The sequence below is a fragment of the Pararobbsia alpina genome (assembly GCF_965118125.1).
GTDB classification, from domain to species: Bacteria; Pseudomonadota; Gammaproteobacteria; order Burkholderiales; family Burkholderiaceae; genus Pararobbsia; species Pararobbsia alpina_A.
In genome coordinates this window covers 377,544-401,154 of record NZ_OZ221287.1, presented here as the reverse complement: position 1 = coordinate 401,154, position 23,611 = coordinate 377,544, and the positions used below count along the sequence as shown (strand labels likewise).

Annotated in this window: 21 protein-coding genes and 1 pseudogene; 11 read left to right on the top strand and 11 right to left on the bottom strand. The window is 63.7% G+C overall.

The window, feature by feature from the left end; genetic code table 11:
- The first annotated feature begins 445 nt into the window (after window positions 1-445).
- The 4 genes from queC (at window position 446) to ACMFWR_RS01665 (ending at window position 3,458) form a co-directional block, all read left to right on the top strand.
- Window positions 446-1,192 carry a 7-cyano-7-deazaguanine synthase QueC gene (queC, locus tag ACMFWR_RS01680; protein WP_413193328.1) on the top strand — a complete coding sequence of 249 codons (747 nt, stop codon included), beginning with the start codon at window positions 446-448 and terminating at the stop codon, window positions 1,190-1,192.
- A 124-nt stretch (window positions 1,193-1,316) separates the two neighbouring features.
- Entirely contained in the window at window positions 1,317-1,949 is a 633-nt protein-coding gene (gene queE / locus ACMFWR_RS01675; protein ID WP_413193327.1) for a 7-carboxy-7-deazaguanine synthase, read from the top strand.
- 23 nt (window positions 1,950-1,972) lie between these two features.
- Window positions 1,973-2,419 carry a 6-carboxytetrahydropterin synthase QueD gene (gene queD, locus ACMFWR_RS01670; RefSeq protein ID WP_413193326.1) on the top strand — a complete coding sequence of 149 codons (447 nt, stop codon included), beginning with the start codon at window positions 1,973-1,975 and terminating at the stop codon, window positions 2,417-2,419.
- A gap of 175 nt (window positions 2,420-2,594) precedes the next feature.
- Window positions 2,595-3,458 carry a tetratricopeptide repeat protein gene (locus ACMFWR_RS01665; RefSeq protein WP_413193325.1) on the top strand — a complete coding sequence of 288 codons (864 nt, stop codon included), beginning with the start codon at window positions 2,595-2,597 and terminating at the stop codon, window positions 3,456-3,458.
- 161 nt (window positions 3,459-3,619) lie between these two features.
- Here ACMFWR_RS01665 and rodA read toward each other — a convergent pair whose 3' ends face one another.
- From rodA to ACMFWR_RS01640, 5 genes and pseudogenes are all read right to left on the bottom strand, one after another.
- The gene (gene rodA, locus ACMFWR_RS01660) at window positions 3,620-4,768 is read right to left on the bottom strand and encodes a rod shape-determining protein RodA (protein ID WP_413193324.1); all 1,149 of its coding nucleotides are present in this window, start codon (window positions 4,766-4,768) and stop codon (window positions 3,620-3,622) included.
- 11 nt (window positions 4,769-4,779) lie between these two features.
- A complete protein-coding gene (gene mrdA / locus ACMFWR_RS01655; protein WP_413193323.1) occupies window positions 4,780-7,176 on the bottom strand; it encodes a penicillin-binding protein 2 in 2,397 nt (798 codons plus the stop codon).
- A gap of 14 nt (window positions 7,177-7,190) precedes the next feature.
- Complete coding sequence (gene mreD / locus ACMFWR_RS01650) at window positions 7,191-7,703, bottom strand: rod shape-determining protein MreD (protein WP_413193322.1); 513 nt, start codon at window positions 7,701-7,703, stop codon at window positions 7,191-7,193.
- A gap of 179 nt (window positions 7,704-7,882) precedes the next feature.
- A pseudogene (mreC, locus tag ACMFWR_RS01645) lies at window positions 7,883-9,079 on the bottom strand (rod shape-determining protein MreC); the annotation flags it as partial.
- Between the two features lie 175 nt (window positions 9,080-9,254).
- Window positions 9,255-10,298, bottom strand: coding sequence for a rod shape-determining protein (locus ACMFWR_RS01640; RefSeq protein ID WP_121082357.1), 1,044 nt, complete (start codon window positions 10,296-10,298; stop codon window positions 9,255-9,257).
- A gap of 465 nt (window positions 10,299-10,763) precedes the next feature.
- Here ACMFWR_RS01640 and gatC point away from each other — a divergent pair, with 465 nt between their 5' ends.
- The 7 genes from gatC (at window position 10,764) to ACMFWR_RS01605 (ending at window position 17,325) form a co-directional block, all read left to right on the top strand.
- Entirely contained in the window at window positions 10,764-11,063 is a 300-nt protein-coding gene (gene gatC / locus ACMFWR_RS01635) for an Asp-tRNA(Asn)/Glu-tRNA(Gln) amidotransferase subunit GatC (RefSeq protein ID WP_413193321.1), read from the top strand.
- A gap of 34 nt (window positions 11,064-11,097) precedes the next feature.
- Window positions 11,098-12,591: an Asp-tRNA(Asn)/Glu-tRNA(Gln) amidotransferase subunit GatA gene (gatA, locus tag ACMFWR_RS01630; RefSeq protein WP_413193320.1), complete on the top strand. Its 1,494-nt coding sequence runs from the start codon at window positions 11,098-11,100 to the stop codon at window positions 12,589-12,591.
- A complete protein-coding gene (gene gatB / locus ACMFWR_RS01625) occupies window positions 12,588-14,066 on the top strand; it encodes an Asp-tRNA(Asn)/Glu-tRNA(Gln) amidotransferase subunit GatB (protein ID WP_413193319.1) in 1,479 nt (492 codons plus the stop codon). Before gatA ends, gatB begins: the two co-directional genes overlap by 4 nt.
- A 270-nt stretch (window positions 14,067-14,336) precedes the next feature.
- Entirely contained in the window at window positions 14,337-15,185 is an 849-nt protein-coding gene (locus ACMFWR_RS01620) for a PPK2 family polyphosphate kinase (RefSeq protein ID WP_413193318.1), read from the top strand.
- A gap of 84 nt (window positions 15,186-15,269) precedes the next feature.
- The gene (locus ACMFWR_RS01615) at window positions 15,270-16,043 is read left to right on the top strand and encodes an exodeoxyribonuclease III (protein WP_413193317.1); all 774 of its coding nucleotides are present in this window, start codon (window positions 15,270-15,272) and stop codon (window positions 16,041-16,043) included.
- Between the two features lie 84 nt (window positions 16,044-16,127).
- Window positions 16,128-16,571: a PGDYG domain-containing protein gene (locus ACMFWR_RS01610; RefSeq protein ID WP_413193316.1), complete on the top strand. Its 444-nt coding sequence runs from the start codon at window positions 16,128-16,130 to the stop codon at window positions 16,569-16,571.
- A gap of 313 nt (window positions 16,572-16,884) precedes the next feature.
- Entirely contained in the window at window positions 16,885-17,325 is a 441-nt protein-coding gene (locus ACMFWR_RS01605; RefSeq protein ID WP_413193315.1) for an SRPBCC family protein, read from the top strand.
- A gap of 134 nt (window positions 17,326-17,459) precedes the next feature.
- Here the strand turns inward: ACMFWR_RS01605 and ACMFWR_RS01600 are convergent, their stop codons facing one another.
- From ACMFWR_RS01600 to slmA, 6 genes are all read right to left on the bottom strand, one after another.
- A complete protein-coding gene (locus tag ACMFWR_RS01600; RefSeq protein WP_413193314.1) occupies window positions 17,460-17,927 on the bottom strand; it encodes a hypothetical protein in 468 nt (155 codons plus the stop codon).
- 432 nt (window positions 17,928-18,359) lie between these two features.
- Window positions 18,360-19,451, bottom strand: a complete 1,092-nt coding sequence (locus ACMFWR_RS01595; RefSeq protein WP_413193313.1) for a M48 family metallopeptidase — start codon at window positions 19,449-19,451, stop codon at window positions 18,360-18,362.
- On the bottom strand, window positions 19,448-20,764 hold the full coding sequence (locus ACMFWR_RS01590) for an AmpG family muropeptide MFS transporter (protein ID WP_413193312.1): 1,317 nt from the start codon (window positions 20,762-20,764) through the stop codon (window positions 19,448-19,450). The genes ACMFWR_RS01595 and ACMFWR_RS01590 overlap by 4 nt, the downstream gene beginning before the upstream one ends.
- 102 nt (window positions 20,765-20,866) lie before the next feature.
- Window positions 20,867-21,490 carry a methionine biosynthesis protein MetW gene (gene metW / locus ACMFWR_RS01585; protein ID WP_413193311.1) on the bottom strand — a complete coding sequence of 208 codons (624 nt, stop codon included), beginning with the start codon at window positions 21,488-21,490 and terminating at the stop codon, window positions 20,867-20,869.
- Window positions 21,487-22,635: a homoserine O-succinyltransferase MetX gene (gene metX / locus ACMFWR_RS01580; protein ID WP_413193310.1), complete on the bottom strand. Its 1,149-nt coding sequence runs from the start codon at window positions 22,633-22,635 to the stop codon at window positions 21,487-21,489. The genes metW and metX overlap by 4 nt, the downstream gene beginning before the upstream one ends.
- A 282-nt stretch (window positions 22,636-22,917) precedes the next feature.
- Complete coding sequence (gene slmA, locus ACMFWR_RS01575; protein ID WP_413193309.1) at window positions 22,918-23,589, bottom strand: nucleoid occlusion factor SlmA; 672 nt, start codon at window positions 23,587-23,589, stop codon at window positions 22,918-22,920.
- Window positions 23,590-23,611: the final 22 nt, after the last annotated feature.

Here is a 23,611-nt window from a genome sequence, read left to right as displayed (position 1 = left end):
ACCCCGTGCCCGGCTCTGCGACCGGCCATCATGCTTCGATCGTGACATCTCAAATTCATGCTGTCTTACACGCTCGAATGTAGCCGAGCGAAGCGCCCGCAAGATAGGCCGACAAACAACGTGTCGCACATATGCTGAGTGATCGATTTATGAATGCGCGACGTCACGGATTCGCGCAGTTGGCGGCAATACACCCGTGTCCGCGCGGCCCCGGCACCATCCGTTCGCGTCGTGCCACCGAGTCGCCGGGATCTTTCCCGGATACCGGTTCGCGCCTTTCGCGCATTTCCGGGTCGTTCCGCGCAGCGGGCGGCCAATTCGCCGCCCAAAACCCGCTTTCGCGCTCTCGGCTACAATAGCGGGTTAGTCGTTTGCCGCCCGCCTCACAGGTTCACTGTCTGTTTCAACGTTCCGGCGACGACGCATTTGTCATCGGGAGTTCGTAGTGCAATCGACCACGCCAGAGGGCGCGCGCCGCGGCGCGCTCGTGCTGTTTTCGGGCGGCCAGGATTCGGCCACGTGCCTCGCCTGGGCGCTTGACCGCTTCGACCATGTCGAAACCCTCGGTTTCGACTACGGCCAGCGTCACCGCATCGAGCTCGACTGCCGCGTGCAGTTCCGCGAACGCATCGCCGACGTCATGCCTGCCGCGCGCTCGCGCCTCGGCGAAGATCATCTGATCGACCTGTCCGTGCTCGGCGCCATCAGCGACACCGCGATGACGCGCGAAATCGAGATCGTCACGAACGCGTCAGGTTTGCCGAATACGTTTGTGCCGGGGCGCAATCTGATGTTCATGACGATCGCGGGCGCCATCGCGTATCGGCGTGGCCTGCGCGTGCTGGTCGGCGGCATGTGCGAAACCGACTTCTCCGGCTATCCGGACTGCCGCGACGACACGCTCAAGGCGCTTCAGGTGGCGTTGAACCTCGGCATGGACAGCCGGTTTGTGCTCGAAACGCCGTTGATGTGGCTCGACAAAGCCGATACGTGGCGCCTCGCCCATACGCTGGCGGGCGATCCGCTGGTCGACCTGATCCGCATGGATACGCATACGTGCTATCTCGGCGAACGCGGCCTGCTCCACGACTGGGGCTATGGCTGCGGCGAATGCCCCGCGTGCAAGCTGCGCAAGCGCGGGTACGAGGCGTATCTGGCCAACGAACCGGTCGGCGCCGATCCGACGCGCTGAGCGCGATTTATCCGCTTCCGGTACATATAGGACGCGACGGTGGTGAAACGGGCATCCGGCCCGACGTCGGGGCGAGCGCCCCCCATGCTCCGGGGCTGATCCGGGGCAATTTGAAGCTGTGACCATGACTTACGCTGTAAAGGAAATCTTCTACACACTGCAAGGCGAAGGCGCGAATGCCGGTCGCCCGGCGGTGTTTTGCCGGTTCGCCGGCTGCAATCTGTGGACGGGCCGCGAGCAGGATCGCGCCGAAGCCGTGTGCCAGTTCTGCGATACCGACTTTGTCGGCACGGATGGCGAGAACGGTGCCAAGTTCACCACAGCGGACGCGCTGGCCGCGAAGGTCGCCTCGCTGTGGCCGGAAGGCGAAGCGCATCGGTTCGTCGTATGCACGGGCGGCGAGCCGCTGCTGCAGATCGACGCGCCGCTGATCGACGCGTTTCACGCGCAGGGCTTCACGATCGCGATCGAAACGAACGGCACGCTGCCGGTGCCCGAGGGGATCGACTGGGTCTGCGTGAGCCCGAAGGCCGACGCGGAACTGGTGGTGACGAAGGGCGACGAACTGAAGGTCGTCGTGCCGCAGGAGCGCCAGAAGCTGTCGGACTACGAGCAACTCGATTTCACGCACTTCATGGTTCAGCCGATGGACAACGCATCGCGTTCGATCAACACGCGGCTGGCAATCGACTGGTGCAAGCGGCATCCGCGCTGGCGCCTGTCGATGCAAACCCACAAATACCTGAACATTCCCTGAGTCACATTCCCTGAGTCGCCGCCGTGCTGTCGATTACCCGAAAACTTGAATTCGATGCGGGCCACCGCATCCCCGATCACCGCAGCCAGTGTCGCAATCTTCACGGCCATCGCTACGTGCTCGAGATCACGCTCGAAGGTGAGCTCGTCGACGTCGAAGGCGCACCGGATCGCGGCATGGTCATGGATTTCGCCGACGTGAAGGCGCTGGCGAACGAACACCTCGTAAACGTCTGGGACCATGCGTTCCTGGTATTCGAGGGCGACAAACAGGTGCGGGACTTCCTGGACTCGATGCCCGGTCACAAGACCGTCGTGCTCGACCGGATTCCGACCGTTGAAAATCTTGCCTTGATCGCGTTCGGCATTTTGTCGAAGGTCTACGACCAGCATTACGGCGTCGACCTGCGCCTGAAGCGCGTGCGCCTGTACGAAACGCCGAACTGCTGGGCGGACGCGGAACGGCAGTAAGGTTTCGTCCCCCTCATCCGACTCAGTACCGCTGCTCGGCATAGCCTATGCAGCGGTATTTTTTTGCCCCGTCGCCTGGCCTGACCGACGCCGTCGCGCGTCGGTACAGCGCTGAAAACGCCCTTAATTTGCCGCAGTATGATGCGAGAAGGCGCCGTCCTTCAGGGAGCATACGATGTACACGCAAGACCTCGATTCCGCGCTTCCGCGCATCAAGGCGCACACCCGCGCGGCGGTCCATGCACGACGCGCCTCGTCCACGCTGCTCGGGCTGATCCTCGGCGCGAGCACGATCGCACTGGCCACGATGGCGCCTGTCGTCCACGCAGCCGACTCAACGGGGTCGGCGGTGGCCGGCTCGGCTCCCGCTCAAAGCGCGGCGCCGCATGCAAGCAAGCCTTCGCATGGGAAGCCGAAGCCCCCCGCGCAAAAGGAAACGCAGACGGCCATCGATGACTACCAGGCCGGCAACTATCCGGCCGCGCTCGGCGAATTCAAGGACGCCGCGGAAAAGGGCAATCGCCTCGCCGAGTTCAACTACGCGATGATGCAGCTCAACGGTGAGGGCACGCCCGTCAACGTTCCTGAGGCCGAGCGCTGGCTCAAGAAGGCGGCCGAGGCCGACATGTCGCACGCCCAATACGCGTACGGCCGCCTGTTCGATGACGGCGTGCTCGAGCGACTCGATCCGGGCGAAGCGCACATCTGGTACTTGAAGGCAGCCCAACAAGGCCACGTGCAGGCGCAGGTCGCGCTCGCGACGCAGTTCATGGACGGGCGCGGTACGAAGCAGGATTTCGCCGAGGCCTTCGTCTGGTATCAGAAGGCTGCCAAGGCGGGAGACATGGCGTCGCAATACATCGTCGCGACGTACTACGAGCGCGGCGGCGACGGCGTCACGCCGAATCTCGAGACCGCGCGCCAGTGGTACGCAAAGGCCGCGGCGCAAGGCGACCCGGCGGCGTTGATCAGCTACCGGGCGCTAACGACCAAGCTGCATCCGGACGACCCCGATGCGGACAAGCCGGAGAGCAATTAAGGCTGGTATATCCCTCGCCGCCAAAAGCAAAGGCCCGCATCGAGTCCATTCCGATGCGGGCCTTTTCCTTCGTCCGATTCCGGCATTCAGGGCCGCGACGGCCCTTTCGGTCGAAACCTCATAGCGTGTCTTCAATACGAAGGGAAGTCGTTCGGCTTTCGCTAACTCTGCATCAACCGCTTCTGCTTGCCCACGCTCATGATGATCCCGACGCCGAGGCCGAGGGTCACGAGCGCTGTGCCTCCGTAGCTCATGAACGGCAGCGGCACGCCGACCACGGGCAGGATTCCGCTGACCATGCCGACGTTGACGAACGCATAGGTGAAGAAGCTCATCGCGAGCGCGCCGGCCAGTAATCGGGCGAACAGGGTCGCCCCGTTCGCAGCCACATAGAGGCCTCGCGCGATCAGACATAAGTAGAGGAAGAGCAAGGTCAGCCCTCCCACGAGCCCGAACTCCTCCGAGAACACTGCGAAGATAAAGTCGGTGTGCTTTTCCGGAATGAATTCGAGGTGGGCCTGGGTGCCCTTGAGCCAGCCCTTGCCGAACACACCGCCCGAGCCGATCGCGATCACGGCCTGAATCGTGTGGAAGCCCTGTCCGAGCGGGTCGGATTGCGGGTCGAGCAGGATGCAGATCCGGTGCTTCTGGTAGTCGTGCATCATCGGCCACTTGACCTCGGGCTGACAGATCTTGTTCTCTGTCGCGACGATGGTCCCTGCGCCGATCACGATGGCGAGCAGGATCGGCAGAATCAGCTTGAAGCTCAGCCCCGCAAAATAGATCACGAACAGACCCGATGCGAGCACCAGCACGGCGGTGCCGAGATCGGGCTGCTTCGCGATCAGGCCGACGGGAATTGCCAGCAGAATCAGGCCGACAACATAGTCGAACCACTTCACGACGCCTTCGCGCTTCTGGTAGTACCACGCGAGCATCAGCGGCATGGCGATCTTCATCACTTCGGACGGCTGGATCACCACGCCGACATTGATCCAGCGCTTGGCCCCCTTGCGCGTAAGGCCGAACAGCGCAACGCCCACGAGCAGGCCGATGCCGATCGTATAAAGCGGCACCGCGAGCCGCATCAGCGTCTGCGTCGGGATATTGGCGATCGCCCACATCAACGCAAACGTCAGCAGGATATTGCGGACCTGGTCTTCGACACGGCCCGGCATATCGATACTCGCGCTGTACAGCGTGACGATCCCCACGCCGAGCAACAGGAACATGAACAGCGCCAGGGGTTTATCGAAACCGATAAACAGGCGCTTGATATACGTGAGGACGGCTCGCGAATCGAGTTGCATGAGGAACCTCGTCAGTCGTCGCCGTTGGGGCTCGCGTGAGACGCGGGTGTATTGCCGCCCGTGTCCACGTCGTTCAGGTTGACGCTATGGTCGTCGGCCGGCACATCGGCGTCGGCCGGCGAAACCGACACGCGAGGTGCAGGCGCGAGCGGCGCGCCCAGATCGGCCGGCGTCGTCGGCGCGTTCGGCAGCGGCTTGCTTGAGCCCTTGCCGCCGCGCGCGGCTTGGCCTGCGGCGCTGCCGCTTGCGCCGCTGGCCGGCGACGCGGCGCCCGGTGCCGATGCGGCGCCGGCTGCGCTGGCGCCCGATGCCGCTTGCGCGGGGCCGACCGCCGACGAGGCGATCGCTGCCGCGGTCGCGGAGCTTCCGCCCGGCAACGCTGCGGCGACCGATGCGGGCAACGCGGCTTGCAGCGGGCTTTGCGGTCCGCCGCCGATAATCGCCGACTGGTCGACTTCACCGCTGCCGCCGTTCGAATCAGCGACCGCGTCGGCCACGGCGGCAGCCAGCACGCCCGGCTTGAAGCGCTCGATCATCCAGTAGTCGAGCACCTTGCGTGCGATCGGCGCCGCGGCTTCGGCACCCCAGCCGCCGTTTTCGACGATCAGCGCAATCGCAATCTGCGGCTTTTCGACCGGCGCGAACGCGGTGAACAGCGCATGGTCGCGGCGGTTTTCGGCGATCGCACTCGCGTGATATTTCTCGCCGCCCAGCGAGTAGACCTGCGCGGTACCGGTCTTGCCCGCGACTTCATACTGCACGCCGCGGAACGGCTGCGCGGCCGTCCCGTTCAGAATCACGTTCTGCATCGCGTGCTTGATGAAGTCGATATCCTGCTGGCGCACGTCGATCTTCGCGGTCGGCTCGGAATCGACCTTCGTGATCTGGTGCGTGATCGGGTTTTCAATCTCGCTGACCAGGTGGGGCGTCATCACGATGCCGTCGTTCGCGAGCGTCGCGACGGCATGGGAAAGCTGCAGCATCGTGTACGAGTTATAACCCTGGCCAATACCGAGGCTGATCGTTTCGCCTTCGTACCACTTCTGCATTTCAGGCCGGCGGTACGCGTGACGCTTCCAGTCGGTCGACGGCAGGATGCCCTTCGCTTCGCCTTCGATATCGACGCCGGTCAACTGACCGAAGCCGAACGGCTTCATGAAGTTGGCGATATTGTTGACGCCCAGGTCATGCGCGAGCATGTAGAAGTAGTCGTCGTTCGACACCGTGATCGCACGGTTCATGTCGATCCAGCCCTGGCCGGTGCGCACGTCGTTGTGGAACACGTGGCCGGCGAAGGTGTACGAGCCCGTATCCTGGAAGCCCCATTCGGGCGTGCGCTTGTGCAGCGTCAGTGCGGCCAGTGCCATAAACGGCTTGTACGTCGAACCTGGCGGATACGTACCGCGCAACGGGCGGTTCAGCAGCGGCTTGTCCGGCGAGGTGTTGAGGTCGTCCCAGGTCTGCTGGTCGACGCCGTCGACAAAGATATTCGGATCGAAGCTCGGCGCCGACACGAAGGCCAGCACCTCGCCTGTCGAGGGAACGATGGCGACCAGCGCGCCCTTGCGGTCACCGAACGCGCGCTCGGCGGTTTCCTGCAGGCCGACATCCAGCGACAAGTGAAGGTTGTTGCCCGGCGTCGCCTGCGTGCTCGACAGCGTCCGAACCGGGCGGCCGCCCGCCGTGACTTCGACTTCTTCGGAGCCTGTCAGCCCATGCAGTTCCGTCTCGTAGCTCTGCTCGATGCCGATCTTGCCGATGTAGTCGGTGCCCTTGTAGTTGTTGGCGTCGAGGCGCGGATCGTAGTGATCGGAGTCGTTGTCGTTTTGTTCGCTTGCGGCGTCGATCTTCTCGCGATCCCGCTGCGAGATCCGGCCGATATAGCCGATCGCATGCGCGAAGGTTGTGCCGAGCGGATAGCTGCGGAACAGGCGCGCACGGACGTCGACACCCGGGAAACGATAGCGCTGCGCCGTAAAGCGCGCGACTTCATCGTCGGTCAGTCGTGAGCGGATCGGCAGGCTTTCGAAATGCTTCGAGTCCTCGAGCAGCTTCTTGAAGCGCCGACGGTCGCGATCCTCGATCGGAATCACCTGGCCCAGTTCGTTGATGACCTGGTCGAGCGGCTCTCCGAGCTTCGATAGCGTGATTTCGAGCGTGTACGCCGAATAGTTGCGTGCGAGGACCACGCCATTGCGATCGGTAATCACGCCCCGGTTCGGCAGGATCGGCGCGACCGAGATCCGGTTCTCGTCGGCTTCGAGCGAGTATTCCTTGTACTTCCAGACTTGCAGATAAACGAAGCGGAAGCCGATCAGCCCGAAGCACAGCAGTACAAACAGGGCAGCACCTGCCACGCGCAAGCGAAAGCGCGAGAGTTGCTGTTCGGTGTTCTTGAATTCGGTCATGCTCGGCGGGCCGATCAGATCGGCCGCGTATCGTCAGGGTCGGCCGCGCGCTTCTGCGGCGCAAGCAGCAGCAGGCTCGCAACAGGCCACAGGATCGCTTCCACGAAGCCGTCGACGAGATAGCCCCACCCCGGGAATGCCGCGCCGGCGAGCAGGCGGATCACGAAGGGCACGAGCTGGGCGAGCACGAGCAAGGGCATGACATGCAGCGCCTGAACAGGCAGCGAGAACCACAGCACGCGCCGGTGCAGCGAAATCGCGCCATACGAAAGCAGCGTGTAGGCCAGCGCATGTTCACCGAACAGGCTCGCGTCGTGGACGTCCATCAGGATGCCCAGCACGAACGCGATACCCATGCCGACCTTGCGCGGCTGATGAATATTCCAGAACAGCAGCACGAGCGCGACGAAGTCGGGAATACCGACGGTGCGCCCCCATGGCAGGAAATTCAACACGAACGCGGCGGCGATGCTGAACGCAATAAACGACGGGTTGACCGGCAGCAGGATGTATTGCGGGCGGCTCATTCGTCGATCCCTCCGCGCGCGGGCACGCGCGGTGCGTTGTCGGCCGGCGCGGACGACGCGCCGCGAGCCTTGGCCGGTGTCTTTGACTTGGCGCCCGCTTCGGCCGGTTCCGGCGTCGCGGTAGCCGCGGACGGCGTTGCACCGCTGCCGCTGGCCACCGCAGGCGCCGACGCGCCTGTTGCAGCAGACGATGCCGCCGCGGCCTTCGCTGCCGACTTCTCGGCTTGAGCGGCCTTCGCCGACGACGCGGCCGATGCTTCCGCCGCGGCCTCAGCCTGCCCCGATGCATGGCCCTTCACATGGCCGCGTGCCTCGTTTTCAAACGTCACCGTGCCGGCCACCGCTTGAGGGGTCGCCGCTTCGCTGGCCGGCGTTGCCGTCGCTGCCGCAGCGGACGCGGCGCCCGAGGCCTCGCTCGCGCCACTGGCGCCGGCGGCCTTGGCGTTCTTGGCCTTCGCCTTCGCGTCCTTGGCGTCCTTGGCCTTGCCCGACGTCCCGTTCATCTGCTCGGCGACCGCGCTATCGGGCGGCGGCGGCAGCAGCACGTTGTCGTAATGCAGCACGAGTACCTGGCGTTCACCGTGAATCGGCGACACCGGCTCGCACAGCACGCGCGTGAATGCAGTATCGGTCTTGCGGTCGACGCGCACGACACGCGCGACGGGCAGGCCCGCGGGGAACACGCCGTCGAGACCGCTCGTGACAAGCTGGTCGCCAACCTTGACGTCGGCCGAGATCGGCACGAAGCGCAGATCAAGTCCATCGCCGCCCGGCGTACCGTAGATCACGCTGCGGATACCGGTGCGCACGAGTTGCACGGGCAGCGCCTGATCTTTATCAGTGAGCAGCGTCACCTCAGCCTGCAGCGGGTACACACGTGTGACCTGGCCGATCACGCCGTTCTCGTTGACGACCGGCGCCCCCGGCTGGATGCCTGCGGTCGAGCCGTGATCGATGATGACCTTCTGGGTGAACGGGTCGCGCGTGTCGTAGGCGATCTCGGCGGGCACGTTCTGGATGGCGGAGCGCTTCGTCAGTTCGAGCAGCGCGCGGAGATGCGCGTTCTCGGCCTCGAGCTGCTGGGCCTGGCTTGCATGCACACCAAGCTGCAGGTTGCGGGCCTTGAGTTCGGTGTTCTGGCGGTGCAGGGCGGTACCGGTCACAAAGAAGTCGGCGATGGCCAAGCCCATGTCGCGCGGCACGAGCGCGGCGCGCTGCAGCGGATAAAGGCCCGTGCCGATGACTTCACGGATGGCCTCGAGCGTGCGAAAACGCGCGTCGGAGATCAGCAGGCCCAGCGCAAGCGCGACAAAGAAAATCAGGCGCGCGAGCGCCGACGGGCCCTGCTTGAAAAGTGGCGGCGGACTGTATTCCATAAGCGTCGGCGCCGGTCAGGGTGACGGATAGCGTAGGCAGGTCGAATGTGCGTGCAACGTCGGGAAGCCGCGGTGGGCCGTCGCCTGCGTGCGCGGGCTGCGCGAGCCCGAGGGCCTTGCAGCGTGCGCCGTCGCGGCGGCGGGCCGGCGGCCGGCCCGGACTAGCGTTGCGGCGTCATTCGTACGAGAAGATGCTGCCCAGCTTGTCCATCCGCTCGAGCGCCATGCCGGAACCGCGCACGACGCACGTGAGCGGGTCTTCGGCGACGAGCACCGGCAGGCCGGTCTCTTCGGCGAGCAGGCGATCGAGATCGCGCAACAGCGCGCCGCCGCCTGTCAACATCATCCCCCGTTCCGCAATGTCCGCACCGAGTTCGGGCGGTGTCTGTTCGAGCGCGATCTTGACCGACGACACGATCTGGTTGAGCGGGTCGGTCAGCGCTTCTAGGATTTCGTTACTCGAGATCGTGAAGCTGCGCGGAATCCCTTCAGAGAGATTACGGCCCTTCACTTCCATTTCCTTCACTTCGGAGCCCGGGAACGCCGAACCGATCTCTTTCTTGATCGCTTCAGCCGTTTGCTCACCGATGAGCATGCCGTAGTTGCGGCGGATGTAGTTGACGATGGCTTCGTCGAACTTGTCGCCGCCGACGCGGACCGAACCCTTGTAGACGATGCCGCCGAGCGAGATCACGCCGACTTCGGTCGTGCCGCCGCCGATATCGACGACCATCGAGCCCGTGGCTTCCGACACCGGCAGCCCCGCGCCAATCGCGGCGGCCATCGGTTCTTCAATCAGGTAGACCTGCGAGGCGCCGGCGCCATGCGCGGCTTCCTTGATCGCGCGGCGCTCGACCTGGGTCGAGCCGCACGGCACGCAGATGATGATGCGCGGCGACGGCGAGAACATCCGCGACTCGTGCGCCATCTTGATGAACTGCTTGATCATCTGCTCGGTCACGGTGAAGTCGGCGATCACGCCGTCCTTCATCGGGCGAATGGCTTCGATATTGCCAGGCACCTTGCCGAGCATCTGCTTGGCTTCCTTGCCGACCGCCTGAATCGTCTTCTTTCCGTTGGGACCGCCTTCCTGGCGGATCGAAACCACCGAGGGCTCGTCGAGCACGATGCCCTTGCCGCGCATATAGATCAGCGTGTTTGCCGTGCCGAGGTCAATCGCCAGGTCGTTGGAGAAGTAACTGCGCAGAAAACCGAACATTCAAAATCCTGTGTCGCTTCGCATCGGACACCCTGGGCGCCGACAGCGGAAAAAAATAACAGCTTCGGGGGACCGCGGCCGCCCTCAAGCGGGTGCTGCGCGAACTCGAAGCTGCCGATGACTTGACCGGCCGTCCTGCTTCCTGCCTGTTTCGCCTGGGCTGCTCCGGGCAGCCGACACATCACCGAATCGGTCTTCTGCGAGACGCTGGACCGGGTCAGGATCCATACGATTCATTCGGTCATTGATCGTTCACGCAACTTCGGCGTGACGTCAGGCGAGGGCAAGCTCGACCGGATTTGGGTTTAGGGCGTAATCATACCTTATAATTTTGGCTATTTTGAAGGGAAATAGCGACGCTTTGCCTTGTTCTTGCTCGTGTTTTCCCGCCCCCGACCCTGCGCCGCCGTCGCGTTTCATTACGCGGCAATGGTGGCCGTCCGATCCATTTTTTCCGGTGACCGCATGTCTCTCACTTTGACCGACGTCAAACGGATCGCGCATTTGGCGCGCCTCGAGCTCGCCGACGACGCGGCCGAACGCACGCAAACGCAGCTGAACCACTTCTTTTCGCTCGTCGAGCAGATGCAGGCCGTGGATACGACGGGAATCGAGCCCCTGGCCCACCCGATCGAACAGATCCAGCCCGTGTCGCTGCGCCTGCGCGAGGACGCGGCCACCGCCGAGATCAATCGCGAGGCCAATCAGGCCCCGGCGCCGGCCGTGCAGGACGGGCTGTACCTCGTGCCCAAGGTCATCGAATAAAACAAGGGCCGGAACGGCTAACTGGATCCAGATCATGGTTGAAAAGAGTCTTACCGAACTGCGCGCCGCACTCGACGCGCGCGAGGTGTCCGCGGTCGAACTCGCGCAGGAATCGCTCGCGGCCATCGAAGCTGCGCGCGAACTCAATGCGTTTATTGACGTGAACCCCGAGCCGACGCTGGCTGCAGCCAAGGCGGCCGACGCGCGCATCGCGCGCGGCGAGTCGGGCCCGCTCGTCGGCCTGCCCATTGCGCACAAGGACGTGTTCGTCACGCGCGACTGGGCGTCGACCGCCGGCTCGAAGATGCTCGACGGCTACCGCAGCCCATTCGACGCCACCGTCGTCGAACGTCTGGCCAACGCCGGCATGGTCTGCGTCGGCAAGACCAATATGGACGAGTTCGCGATGGGCTCGTCGAACGAGAACTCGCATTTCGGCCCCGTGCAGAACCCGTGGGACCGCCGGGCGGTGCCGGGCGGCTCGTCGGGCGGCGCTGCGGCAGCGGTGGCCGCACGTATCGTGCCGGCCGCCACGGGCACGGACACCGGCGGCTCGATCCGTCAGCCGGCCTCGTTCACGGGCGTGACCGGTATCAAGCCGACGTACGGCCGCGTATCGCGCTACGGCATGATCGCGTTCGCCTCGTCGCTCGACCAGGGCGGCCCGTTCGCACAATCGGCGCAAGATTGCGCGTTGCTGCTCAACGGCATGGCCGGTTTCGACCCGCGCGACTCGACGAGCCTCGAGCACCCGGACGAAGACTTCACGCGCGCGATCGGCAAGGGCTGGAACGGCAGCACGAACGCCGCGAAGCCGCTCGAAGGCCTGCGCATCGGCCTGCCGAACGAATACTTCGGCGACGGCCTGGCTGCCGATGTCCGTGAAGCGATCGACACCGCGCTCAGGCAATACGAGGCGCTCGGCGCCGTGCGCGTGCCCGTCTCGCTGCCGAAGACTGAACTCTCGATCCCGGTCTACTACGTGATCGCACCGGCTGAAGCGTCATCGAACCTGTCGCGGTTCGACGGCGTGCGTTTCGGCCATCGTGCGGCGCAGTACACCGATCTGCTCGACATGTACAAGAAGTCGCGCAGCGAAGGCTTTGGCGAAGAGGTCAAGCGCCGGATCCTGGTTGGCGCGTACGTGCTGTCGCACGGCTACTACGATGCGTACTACCTGCAGGCACAGAAGATCCGCCGCATCATCGCAAACGACTTCCAGCAGGCGTTCAAGCAATGCGACGTGATCATGGGCCCGGTCGCACCGACCGTTGCCTGGGACCTCGGCGCAAAGGGCGACGACCCGGTCGCGATGTATCTCGCGGATATCTACACGCTGTCGATCAGCCTTGCCGGCCTGCCGGGCATGAGCGTGCCGTGCGGTTTCGGTGCGAACGGACGCCCCGTCGGTCTGCAGATCGTGGGTAACTACTTTGACGAAAGCCGGATGCTGCAGGTCGCGGACGCGTTCCAGCGCACGACCGACTGGCACTTGCGGGCGCCCGCGCTCGCCGCGGCAGGAGCATGACTATGCAATGGGAAGTGGTGATCGGCCTCGAGACGCACGCACAGCTCTCGACGGTCTCGAAGATTTTCTCGGCCGCACCGACGCAGTTCGGCGCGGATGCGAACACGCAGGCATCGGTGGTCGACCTCGCGCTGCCGGGCACGCTGCCGGTCATGAACCGCGGCGCGGTCGAACGCGCGATCCGGTTCGGCCTGGCCATCGGCGCGACGATCGCGCCGCGCTCGATCTTCGCGCGCAAGAATTACTTTTATCCCGATCTGCCCAAGGGCTATCAGATCAGCCAATACGAGATCCCGGTCGTGCAAGGCGGCACGCTGACGATCCAGGTCGAAGCGAATGCAAAGACTGGCAAGCCCGCGTATGAAAAGGTTGTCGAGCTCACGCGTGCTCACCTCGAGGAAGATGCGGGCAAGTCGCTGCATGAAGACTTCGAAGGCATGACGGGCATCGACTTGAATCGTGCCGGTACGCCGCTGCTCGAAATCGTGACCGAGCCGGTCATGCGCAGCGCGTCCGAAGCAGTGGCCTACGCGAAGGCGCTGCATTCGCTCGTCACGTGGCTCGGCATCTGCGACGGCAATATGCAGGAAGGCTCGTTCCGCTGCGACGCGAACGTCTCCGTGCGGCCGGTCGGTCAGGAGAAGTTCGGCACACGCGCCGAGATCAAGAACCTGAACTCGTTCCGTTTCCTCGAAGAGGCGATCAACTACGAAGTGCGCCGTCAGATCGAGCTGATCGAAGATGGCGGCACCGTCGTGCAGGAGACGCGCCTGTACGATCCGGATCGTCGCGAAACCCGCTCGATGCGCAGCAAGGAAGACGCGCACGACTACCGCTATTTCCCCGATCCGGATCTGATGCCGCTTGCCATCGATGCGGCATGGATCGAACGCGTGCGCGGCGAGTTGCCCGAACTGCCGGAAGCGATGCAGAAGCGCTTCTCCGAACAGTATGGCCTCGCGGCCTATGACGCAGGCGTGATCACCGCGACCAAGGCAGGTGCGTCGTATTTCGAGGCTGTCGTCGCGAAAGCGGGCGTCGCGCATGCGAAGACCGCGGCGAACTGGATCATGGGCGAGCTGGCCTCGCAGCTGAACAAGGACGGTCTCGAGATCGAAGCCAGCCCCGTCAGCGCGGCTCAGCTCGCGGGCGTGATCGCGCGGATCGCCGACGGAACGATCTCGAACAAGATCGCCAAGGAAGTCTTCCAGGCGATCTGGGACGAGCGTGCGACCGACGAAGGCGCCGCCGACCGGATCATTGAAGCAAAGGGTCTGCGCCAGATTTCCGATTCGGGCGAACTCGACAAGATCATCGACGAGGTCCTCGCGGCCAACCCGAAGTCGGTCGAGGAATTCCGCTCGGGCAAGGAAAAGGCGTTCAATGCGCTCGTCGGCCAGGCCATGAAGGCGACCAAGGGCAAGGCCAATCCGGCGCAGGTCAACGAGCTGCTCAAGAAGAAGCTCGAAGGCTGATTGCGGTCTGTACCACGCAACGGTACAGATTCCGGGTCCGTGCACGGTGTCGTTCGTGACTGTGCGCGGGCCGGGGCGTCGATTGGCCCGCTTCAAACAGCCCGCTTCAAACAGCCCGCTTCCAACGGGGCGGCCCAATGAGGCGCCACAGCGGGCCAGCCCCTTTCGTCAGCCTTTCGGCGCCGGTATCACGCTCGGGCCGGGACCGGCTTATGCTTGACCCTGATGTCTCGTGCACACAGCCACGATCCACTTGATCAAGGAGGGTCCATGTCGAAGGCCAAGATCGACGATTTCCGCGTACCGTACTTCAAGGACAAAAAAGACTCGAACGGCAAGAACGGCGACTTTGCGCTCGCCAAGTACGATTGCGGCGCGAAGCCGTTTTCCGCGGGCGACAAGGCGGCAGACCGGCAGCAGCTCGCCGACCTGGGTAACGAACTCGACGCGCTGCAGGACCGCATGCACTCGCAGACCCGCGAGCGTGTGCTGCTTGTGCTGCAGGGCATGGACACGAGCGGCAAGGACGGCACGATCCGCGCGGTATTCCATGATGTCGACCCGCTGGGCCTGCGCATCGCAGCCTTCCGTGCGCCGACGATCGATGAAGCTGCGCACGACTTCCTGTGGCGTGTACATCGCTATACGCCGGCCGGCGGCGAGCTTGCCGTCTTCAATCGCAGCCACTACGAAGACGTGCTCGTGCCGCGCGTGATGGGTTCGCTCGACAAAGACGCCTGCGAGCGGCGATACGCACACATCCGTCATTTCGAGTCGCTGCTTGCGGACTCGAATACGACGATCATCAAGTGCTTCCTGCACATCTCGAAGGAAACGCAGCGCGAACGCCTGCAGGCGCGCGTCGACGATCCGACCAAGCACTGGAAATTCGATCCGAGCGATATCGAGGCCCGCAAGTACTGGGACGACTATCAGGCGGCGTACGAAGACGCGATCGCCGCGACATCGACACCCGAAGCGCCTTGGTACATCGTGCCCGCCGACTCGAAAACGCACCGCAACGTGATGGTCGCCACGATCCTCGCCGAGACGATGCGCAAGCTCAAGCTCGAGTACCCGCCGGGGAAACAAGACCTGACGGGCGTGGTCGTCAAATAGCCCTTTTGCCTTTCGATCAGTTCGAGCGTGCAGCGCCGCGCTTCGCTACACTCTCGGCACTGATCGAACGACAAGGACTCACCGATGTTGAAAATCGTCGCGGCCAACCTGAACGGCATCCGTTCGGCCGCCAAAAAGGGCTTTTTCGACTGGTTCGGCACGCATTCGGCCGATTTCGTCTGCGTGCAGGAACTCAAGGCGCAGCAAGACGACATGACGCCCGAGTTTCTGGCGCCGCATGGCTATCGCGGTTATTTCCAGCACGCAGTCAAAAAGGGCTATAGCGGCGCGGGACTCTACACCCGCCACGAGCCCGACGACTTCATCATCGGCTTCGGCAGCGAGGAATTCGACCCTGAAGGCCGCTATGTCGAAGTGCGATACGGCAAGCTGTCGGTCGTGTCCGTCTATGTGCCTTCGGGTTCGAGCTCCGAAGACCGTCAGGCCGCGAAATTCCGCTTTCTCGATGAATTCCTCCCACACCTGACGGCGCTGCGAAGCGAACGTGAGGTCGTGCTGTGCGGCGACGTCAATATCGCGCACAAGGAAATCGACCTGAAGAACTGGAAGGGCAACCTCAAGAATTCGGGTTTCCTGCCCGAAGAACGCGCGTGGCTCACGAACCTGTTCGACAACGTCGGCTACGTCGATGTGCATCGCTCGCTCGATCCGCGCGAAGAGCAATACACGTGGTGGAGCAATCGCGGACAGGCGTACGCGAAGAACGTCGGGTGGCGCATCGACTACCAGATCGCCACGCCGGACGTGGCGTCGACCGCGAAGACCGTGTCGGTGTTCAAGGACATCAAGTTCAGCGACCACGCGCCGCTGACGATTGAATACGACTGGAAACTGTAGTCGGCTCCTACGCGACGCGCCGCACACGCTGCACGCTGCACGCTGCACGACTCACGACTCACGACTCACGACTCACGACTCAGCATGCTCGCACTAAAAAACATCGATCTGCGCAACGATCCCGCAGCGCACGAATACGTGAAAGATGAGGTCGTCGACGTCGCGTTCGCTCGCGCGGACGGTGAAGTCATGAGCCGCGAAGGCCCCAATCACTTTCGCACGGGTGACGCGGTGATTACCGGATCGACCGGCGATCGCTGGAGCGTGACGCGCGATCGCTTCGATCCCAAATACGATCCGGTAGAGCAGGTCAAAGCCGGTGAAGACGGCCCCTATCGGGCGAAGCGCATCCCGGTGCTGGCCAAGCAGATCCACGAGCCGTTCACGATCGAGCGCGTCGCCGGCGGCGATCTGCTAACCGGCGTGGCCGGCGACTGGGTCATGCAATATGCCCCCGGTGACTACGGGCTCGTCGAGCGCGCCCGGTTTGAACGCGTTTACCGACTCAACGCCGCAAGCGGATCCTGATCCAGTTCGCCCGCGCCTGCGTGGAAGCAAGTCCCGAGGCGCGATCGTTTCCATGAGTAGGGCCGACAAAAAGCGTGAAGCCGGAGACACGGACGGCTCCGCGCGTTGAGCCATGAGTCGCAGGGCGAGTTGGGTCGCAAATAGAATCGCGGCTCGGGACAGGCCGTGAATTTTGGCCTGCAAAGTCGCTGCGGATTGACTACGATCGTTTAGCCTTGGCCTTGGCCGCTGCCTTGTCTGGGCCGCAGGTTTCGCGCCGCAGCACCAGCGCAGCCGCAACGACGAATGGCCCCTTTCGACCGGAGAATGATGCATGAACGCCACGCCCGTAGTCATGACCGTGAGCCGCACGTACGACGTGCCGCCCGAGCGTGTATTCGACGCCTGGCTTGACTCGCGCAACGCCGGCAAGTGGCTCTACGCGACGCCGACCGGACATATGGTTCAGGTCGATATCGATCCGTGCATCGGCGGCAAATTCACGCTCGTCGATCGCCGTGACGGAACGGATGTCGAACACGTCGGCGAGTATCTGGAAATCGATCGCCCGCACAAGCTCGTCTTTACGTTGACGGTGCCGAAGTATTCGCAGAACGTCGACCGCATCACCGTCGCGATCCAGCCCGCCGCGCACGGCGCTTCGCTGACCCTGACTCACGAAGCCGGCCCCGAGGCCGCCCCGATGCAACGGCTGATTGAAGAGGGCTGGGCCGGCGTGCTTGGCGGCCTCGCCGAAGCGCTCGGCGTAGGTTAAGCCGCCTGCTGCGGCCAGTGCGATCCGACCCTGCGCCAGTGGAACGCCTCGCGGTTACGCGGCCCCGGCGCAACGCGAGTTCAGCTGCTTTCGCCTATGGCGACGCGGCCCGATGCGGATTGAGACGCCGACGCTTACCGCGACACAATCACGTTCTGCTGCAGATTTCCGCTGCCCGCGGCGATATTGACGCCGATATTGCCGACCGCATGCGAGAGCGCGCCGGCGCCGAGCGAGGCGATTTCGACGCGCACAGGCGTCATGCCGGCATCATGGCCACCGACCGTTTGCGTTTCATTGACCGTCACCGATGTCGCGGGTGAGGGATTGCCGGTGCCGCCTGCCGTGGCTTCGGACGACGACTGCACGATCGTCAGGCTATTGCTTTGCTGATTGCGGGTGCCCGCGGCGATATTGATGCCGACGTTGCCCGTCACATGCGACAGCGCATCGGTGCCGACACTCGCGATCAAGCCTGAGCCGAACACATTCCCCGTATCGTCGGTCGGCCCTGCGACCGCTGCGGAAGCATAGCAGCCCGCCAGCGCGGCGATAGCCGCAACGACCGCAACCGTTCGTACTCCATCGTGTTTGAATCGCATGTTCACACCCCCGCGCAGTCCGCAGCGCCGTGCGGCGCACGGCCCGAAGGGCGAGTGACCCCGACCCCATACGCGGGATAACGGCGAATGCGCGCCGGTCTTGAGTAGTGAGTTTTCCTGATCAAATCACCAGGGATATTGGCCAGGGATATTGGCCAGGGATATTGGCCAGGGATATTGGCCAGGGATATTGGCCAGGAATATCGGCCAGGTATATCGGCCAGGAATATCGGCCAGGAATATCGGCCAGGAATATCGGCCAGGAATATCGGCCAGGAATATTAAGCGGAGGTATTAAGCCAGAATATAAAACGGGAATGTCAGTCCAAAAAACATTGGTCCCAATGTTTCCCTAAAAGCCGAAATCGACAGAATTTCATAAGGTCGACGCTCAATGAATTAAGGCATCAGCGCACAGGACTACACCGCCCCCTAGCGCTCGGCCGAATTCGCCTTACTTGTGACCGTCGGCGCGCTCTGAGCCGCAGGCACCTTGCCCGTCCCTTTACCGAGGGATTTCGCATAAATCACGAACATATCGGACTGGCGCCGGCGCAAATCGTCGAGCCTCGCATTCGTGATGGGATGCGACTCGGCCAGCTCGACCGGCATGCGCCGGTCGATCGTCGCGACGCGTTGCCACAGCGTCATGGCGGCGCGCGGATCGTATCCGGCGCGCGCAGCGATTTCGGTGCCGATCACATCGGCTTCACGCTCGTCATCGGCGCTGTAACGCAGATCAGGAAAGCCGGTCCCCGTGTCGAAATCGAAGTCGCTGAACCCGAAAAGCTGAGGCGCACTCAGCGTCCCGCGATAGCGGCTCAGCGTCCGCTCGTCGAGCATCACGCGCGCGTGCTGACGCAGCGCATGCGCGATCTCATGCCCCATCAGCATCGCCAGTTCGTCGTCGCTCGGACGCAGTTTGTCGAACAGCCCGGTGAACACCACGACCTTGCCACCCGGCATGCAGTACGCATCGAGCCGCGGCGACCGCACGACGTTCACTTCCCAGTTCCATCTACGTGCGCGGTCGTTCCATTTGAGCGCGTAAGGCGTCAGCGCATCGACGATGCCGCGCACGCGCCGCACGCGCGGATCGCTCGGCGATAGCACACGGTGCTGAAGGGCCGCGTCGGCCATTAACTGCCGGTACTCGATGCCGGCGATCTGCTCGAGCATCGCATCGGTCGTGGTCCCGCGCATCGCCATCGGGTTGCCCACGCGGAGTTCACCCGTCGGGTCCCGGCTGTCGACCTGCGCGGGCGCCTCAGCGGCATGTGCCGAGCGGTATGCGACGGCCGCCACAGCGATGGCCGTCGCGACAAGACCCACCTGCACGATGCGCTGCAGGATATGGCGAGGGCCGATCCGACCCGAGCACCGACGCTCGACACTGCTCTCGATACGGCGTTCGAGCCACCGCATCACGCGCCGCCCGACGCGATCAGACAATCCCATCCCGCCCGCAACACCCGGCTCACGCCCGGTGTGCGATGACAGGCCGGTATCGTCGCGCCGCTTCATCGATCCGCTCCCCACGGCGCGACACGCGGCAACAACAGCAGACCCGGCACCGCCAGCACGACGCAGACGGCAAAGAACTCGAACCACCCGATCTGGGCCACGATAAAACCCGCGCCCGCGTTCGCGAAGGTGCGCGGCACCGATGCGAGGCTCGTGAACAACGCAAACTGTGTCGCGGTGTATCGTGGATCGGTGGCCCGCGCGATATACGCGGTGAACGCGGCCGTGCCGAGTCCCGCGGCCCCCGCCTCGAGGGCGATAACGACAGCCAGTCCCATGGATGTCGGACCCTGATGCGCGAGCCACGCAAAGCCGGCCGACGACACCATCTGGAACAGACCGAAGATCCACAGCCCGCGATTGATCCCGAGGCGCACGAGCCAGATCCCGCCGACGAGTCCGCCAACGAGGCTCGCCCAGAAACCCACCGTCTTCGCGATCACACCGATCTCGGTCTTGGTGAAGCCGAGATCGATGTAGAAGGACGTCGCCAGCGACGTGGCCATGCTGTCGCCAAGCTTGTAAAGAAAGATAAAGCCGAGCACAAGCAACGCACCGCGCCAGCCGTCACGCGCAAGGAATTCGCGAAACGGCAACACGATCGCTTCTTCAAGTGTCTTGGGCGGAGCGCCACGCACGGTCGGTTCGCTCACGACCAGCGTCATCAGGATGCCTGGGATCATAAAAGCGGCCGTGACCAGAAACACAGTCTGCCAGGGCAAGTGATCCGCAAGAATCAGTCCGAGCGATCCGGGCACCAGGCCAGCCACCTTGTACGCGTTCACATGAATCGCCGTGCCGAGCCCCTGTTCGCGGTCGGGCAGCAATTCGCGGCGATAGGCGTCGAGCACGATGTCCTGGCTCGCGCTGAAAAAAGCCAGCAATGCGGCAAGCCCCGCTACCGTCCAGATCGCATCGCGCGGCGACAGGAACCCCATCGCCCCGATCGCACACGCAACGAGTATCTGCGTCACCAGCATCCACCCGCGCCGGCGACCCGGATGCCACACACCGAAGGTCGGCACGAAGCGGTCCATCAGCGGTGCCCAGACGAACTTCCACGTATAGGGAAACTGAATCAGCGCAAACAGGCCGATCGCCTTCAGATCGACACCGGACGAACGCAGCCACGCCTGGACGAGGTTGATCAGGACGAACAGCGGCAAGCCCGACGTGAAACCCAGAAACACGCAGATCAACATCCGCCGGTTCAGGTAGACACGCCATCCTCCGGCCTTCGAGGCCTCGTCATCGGCGACGCTCGCGGTCGGTGTCGATGCGGCAGATAGCGTGTCTTCGTGCGGGGACGTCATGCAGGCCTTGACGGGTTCGTTCCGACCGGTCGTTCGACGGGATGCGCGCGCCGCCGATTTCCGGCGGCTCGCATCCGGCGCAGGGGTTCCGGCGGCGGGGTGTTAGCGGGCTCGTGTTACACGATAGACCGCAAGGCTACCACGCCAGTTCTGCCCCCAACCGATCGTGGCGCCGTTGTGGAGCACGGCGCGGTCGAGGATCTGGATGCCCGTTTCGGGCGCGAGGGCCTCGAAGTCGCGGATCGTCAGCACACGCACGTTCGGCGTGTTGTGCCATTGGTAAGGCAGCGAGCGCGACACCGGCATACGGCCGCTGAGCACCGACATGCGGTGCGCCCAGTAGCCGAAGTTCGGAAACGACACGATCGCCTCGCGCGCCACGCGCACCGTCTCGCGCAGAATCGCGGCGGTCTGGTGAATCGTCTGCAAGGTCTGGGACAGGATCGCGAGATCGAAGCTCTGATCCTCGAACAGGCGCAGGCCGTCTTCGAGATTCTGCTGGATCACGTTCACGCCCTTGCGCGCGGCTTCGAGCACACCCGCGTCGTTGATCTCGATGCCATAGCCGCGCACGTCGAGTTCTTCTCCGAGCAGCGCAAGAAGCGATCCATCGGCACAGCCCAGATCGAGTACGCTCGAACCCGGTTCGACCCAGCGCGCGATCACACGGAAGTCGGCGCGCGGCGTCAAATTATCGATGACTTTCAGATACCCTTCGCGATTCATGCGCCGACCTCCTCGGCGATCCGTTCGTAATAGGCACGGACCAGGTTGTGATAGCGCGGATCGTCGAGCAAAAAGGCGTCGTGTCCGTGCGGCGCATCGATCTCGCCGTACGTGACGGAGCGCTTGTGATCGAGCAGCGCCTTGACGATCTCGCGTGAGCGCGTCGGCGCGAAACGCCAGTCGGTCGTGAACGACACGATCAGGTATTTGGCCGTTGTATTGGCCAGCGCGGCAGTGAGATCGCCGTTGTGGGCTTTGGCGGGATCGAAATAATCGAGTGCGCGCGTAATCAATAAATACGTGTTCGCATCGAAGAAATCGGCGAATTTATCGCCCTGATAACGCAAATACGATTCGACTTCGAATTCAACATCGAAGTTGAAGTTGTAATCGTCGTCGGCGCCTTCTGCCCGGCGCAGTGCGCGGCCGAATTTGGCGGCCATGTCGTCATCCGACAGATACGTGATGTGACCGATCATGCGCGCGACGCGCAAGCCGCGGCGCGGCTTGATGTTGTGCGCGTAGTAGTCGCCGCCGTGGAAATCAGGATCGGACAGGATCGACGACCGCGCGACTTCGTTGAACGCGATGTTCTGCGCCGACAGCTTCGGTGTCGAGGCGATCACGATGCAATGGCCGACGCGGTCCGGATACATGATGCTCCACGCGAGCGCCTGCATGCCGCCGAGGCTGCCTCCCATCACCGTGGCGAAGCGCTCGATGCCGTAGGCATCGGCGACGCGCGCCTGCGCGTTGACCCAGTCTTCCACGGTCACCACCGGAAAACGCGCGCCGTACGGGCGCCCGGTCGACGGATCGTCGCTCATCGGACCGGTCGAGCCGAAGCACGAACCCAGGTTGTTGACGCCGATCACGAAAAACCGGTTGGTATCGAGCGGCTTGCCGGGACCGACCATGTTGTCCCACCAGCCGACGTTCGACGGGTTATCCGCATAGTGGCCGGCAACGTGATGCGAAGCGTTGAGCGCGTGGCAGACGAGCACGGCGTTGGACCGCTCCGCATTGAGCGTGCCGTAGGTCTCGATGCTCAGACTGTAGTCCGAGATCGAATGGCCGCTGCGCAGTTCGAGCGGCTCGGTGAAATGCATTTGGCGAGGAACGACAACGCCGACAGATGAATCCATGATTCAACCCCAAGGGGGCTAAAGCGTCGGCTGTTGCAGGCGGTGAACACCGCCGACGACCGCTTTAGCCGAATTTATCCGAACCTGGGATGGGCCGATCCGACAAGCCCCACCCGGTTCACGCGCCCGCAATCGTGTCAGCAAATCGGCGCGTTTGTTCAAGGCCGCCAGTATAGCCGATGGCGGCGCCGGCGGTCGGCGAAGGTTGGCAACGTAGGCCGAGAAGGTCGTCGTCGGTCAGCGGTGGTGGTCGTCGATCAGCGAAAGTCGGTCAGCGGCCGCTCAGTTCAGCATGATCCGGATCATCGCGTCGGCCTGATCGCTCGGCGCCTTCGCGAAACCCGACTTGGCGTAGCGCTGCCAGCGGCCGAGCACGAAGCTCATGACCAGATTGGCGCGCAGCACGGCGTCGTAGTCGGCGGGCAGCGGCGGTTCCTTGGCGCTGACGGCGAGCTTCAGGCACTGGCGGATCGACGCTTCAATACGGTCGACCGTCTGGTTGATGCGCTCGTTGAGCCGCTCGTGCTCGCCGACCAGGGCTTCGCCGGTCAGCACGCGCGTCATGCCGGGGTTCTTTTCTGCGAACCCGAGCAGCATCGTCACGATCGCGCGGACCTGGAGGATGCCGTGCTCTTCGCGGCTCGTGATCTGGTTGATCAGGCCGAAGACCGTCTGCTCGATGAATTCGATCAGACCCTCGAACATTTGCGCCTTGCTCGCGAAATGGCGGTAGAGCGCGGCTTCGGACACGGTCAGTCGCGCGGCGAGCGCCGCCGTCGTGATCTTCTCGCTCTTGGGCGACTCGAGCATCGCCGCGAGCGTCTGCAGGATCAGCACCCGCCGCTCGCCCGGCTTCAGACGCGGAGCGCGCCCGTTGGCTGCGGGCTGGCCCGCCTCAACCGGATCGGAAGGGTCTTCGTTTGCGGCAGCGTCTTGTGAGAATGAGTGCTGCATAGTGGTCGCCTCGTATCGAGCC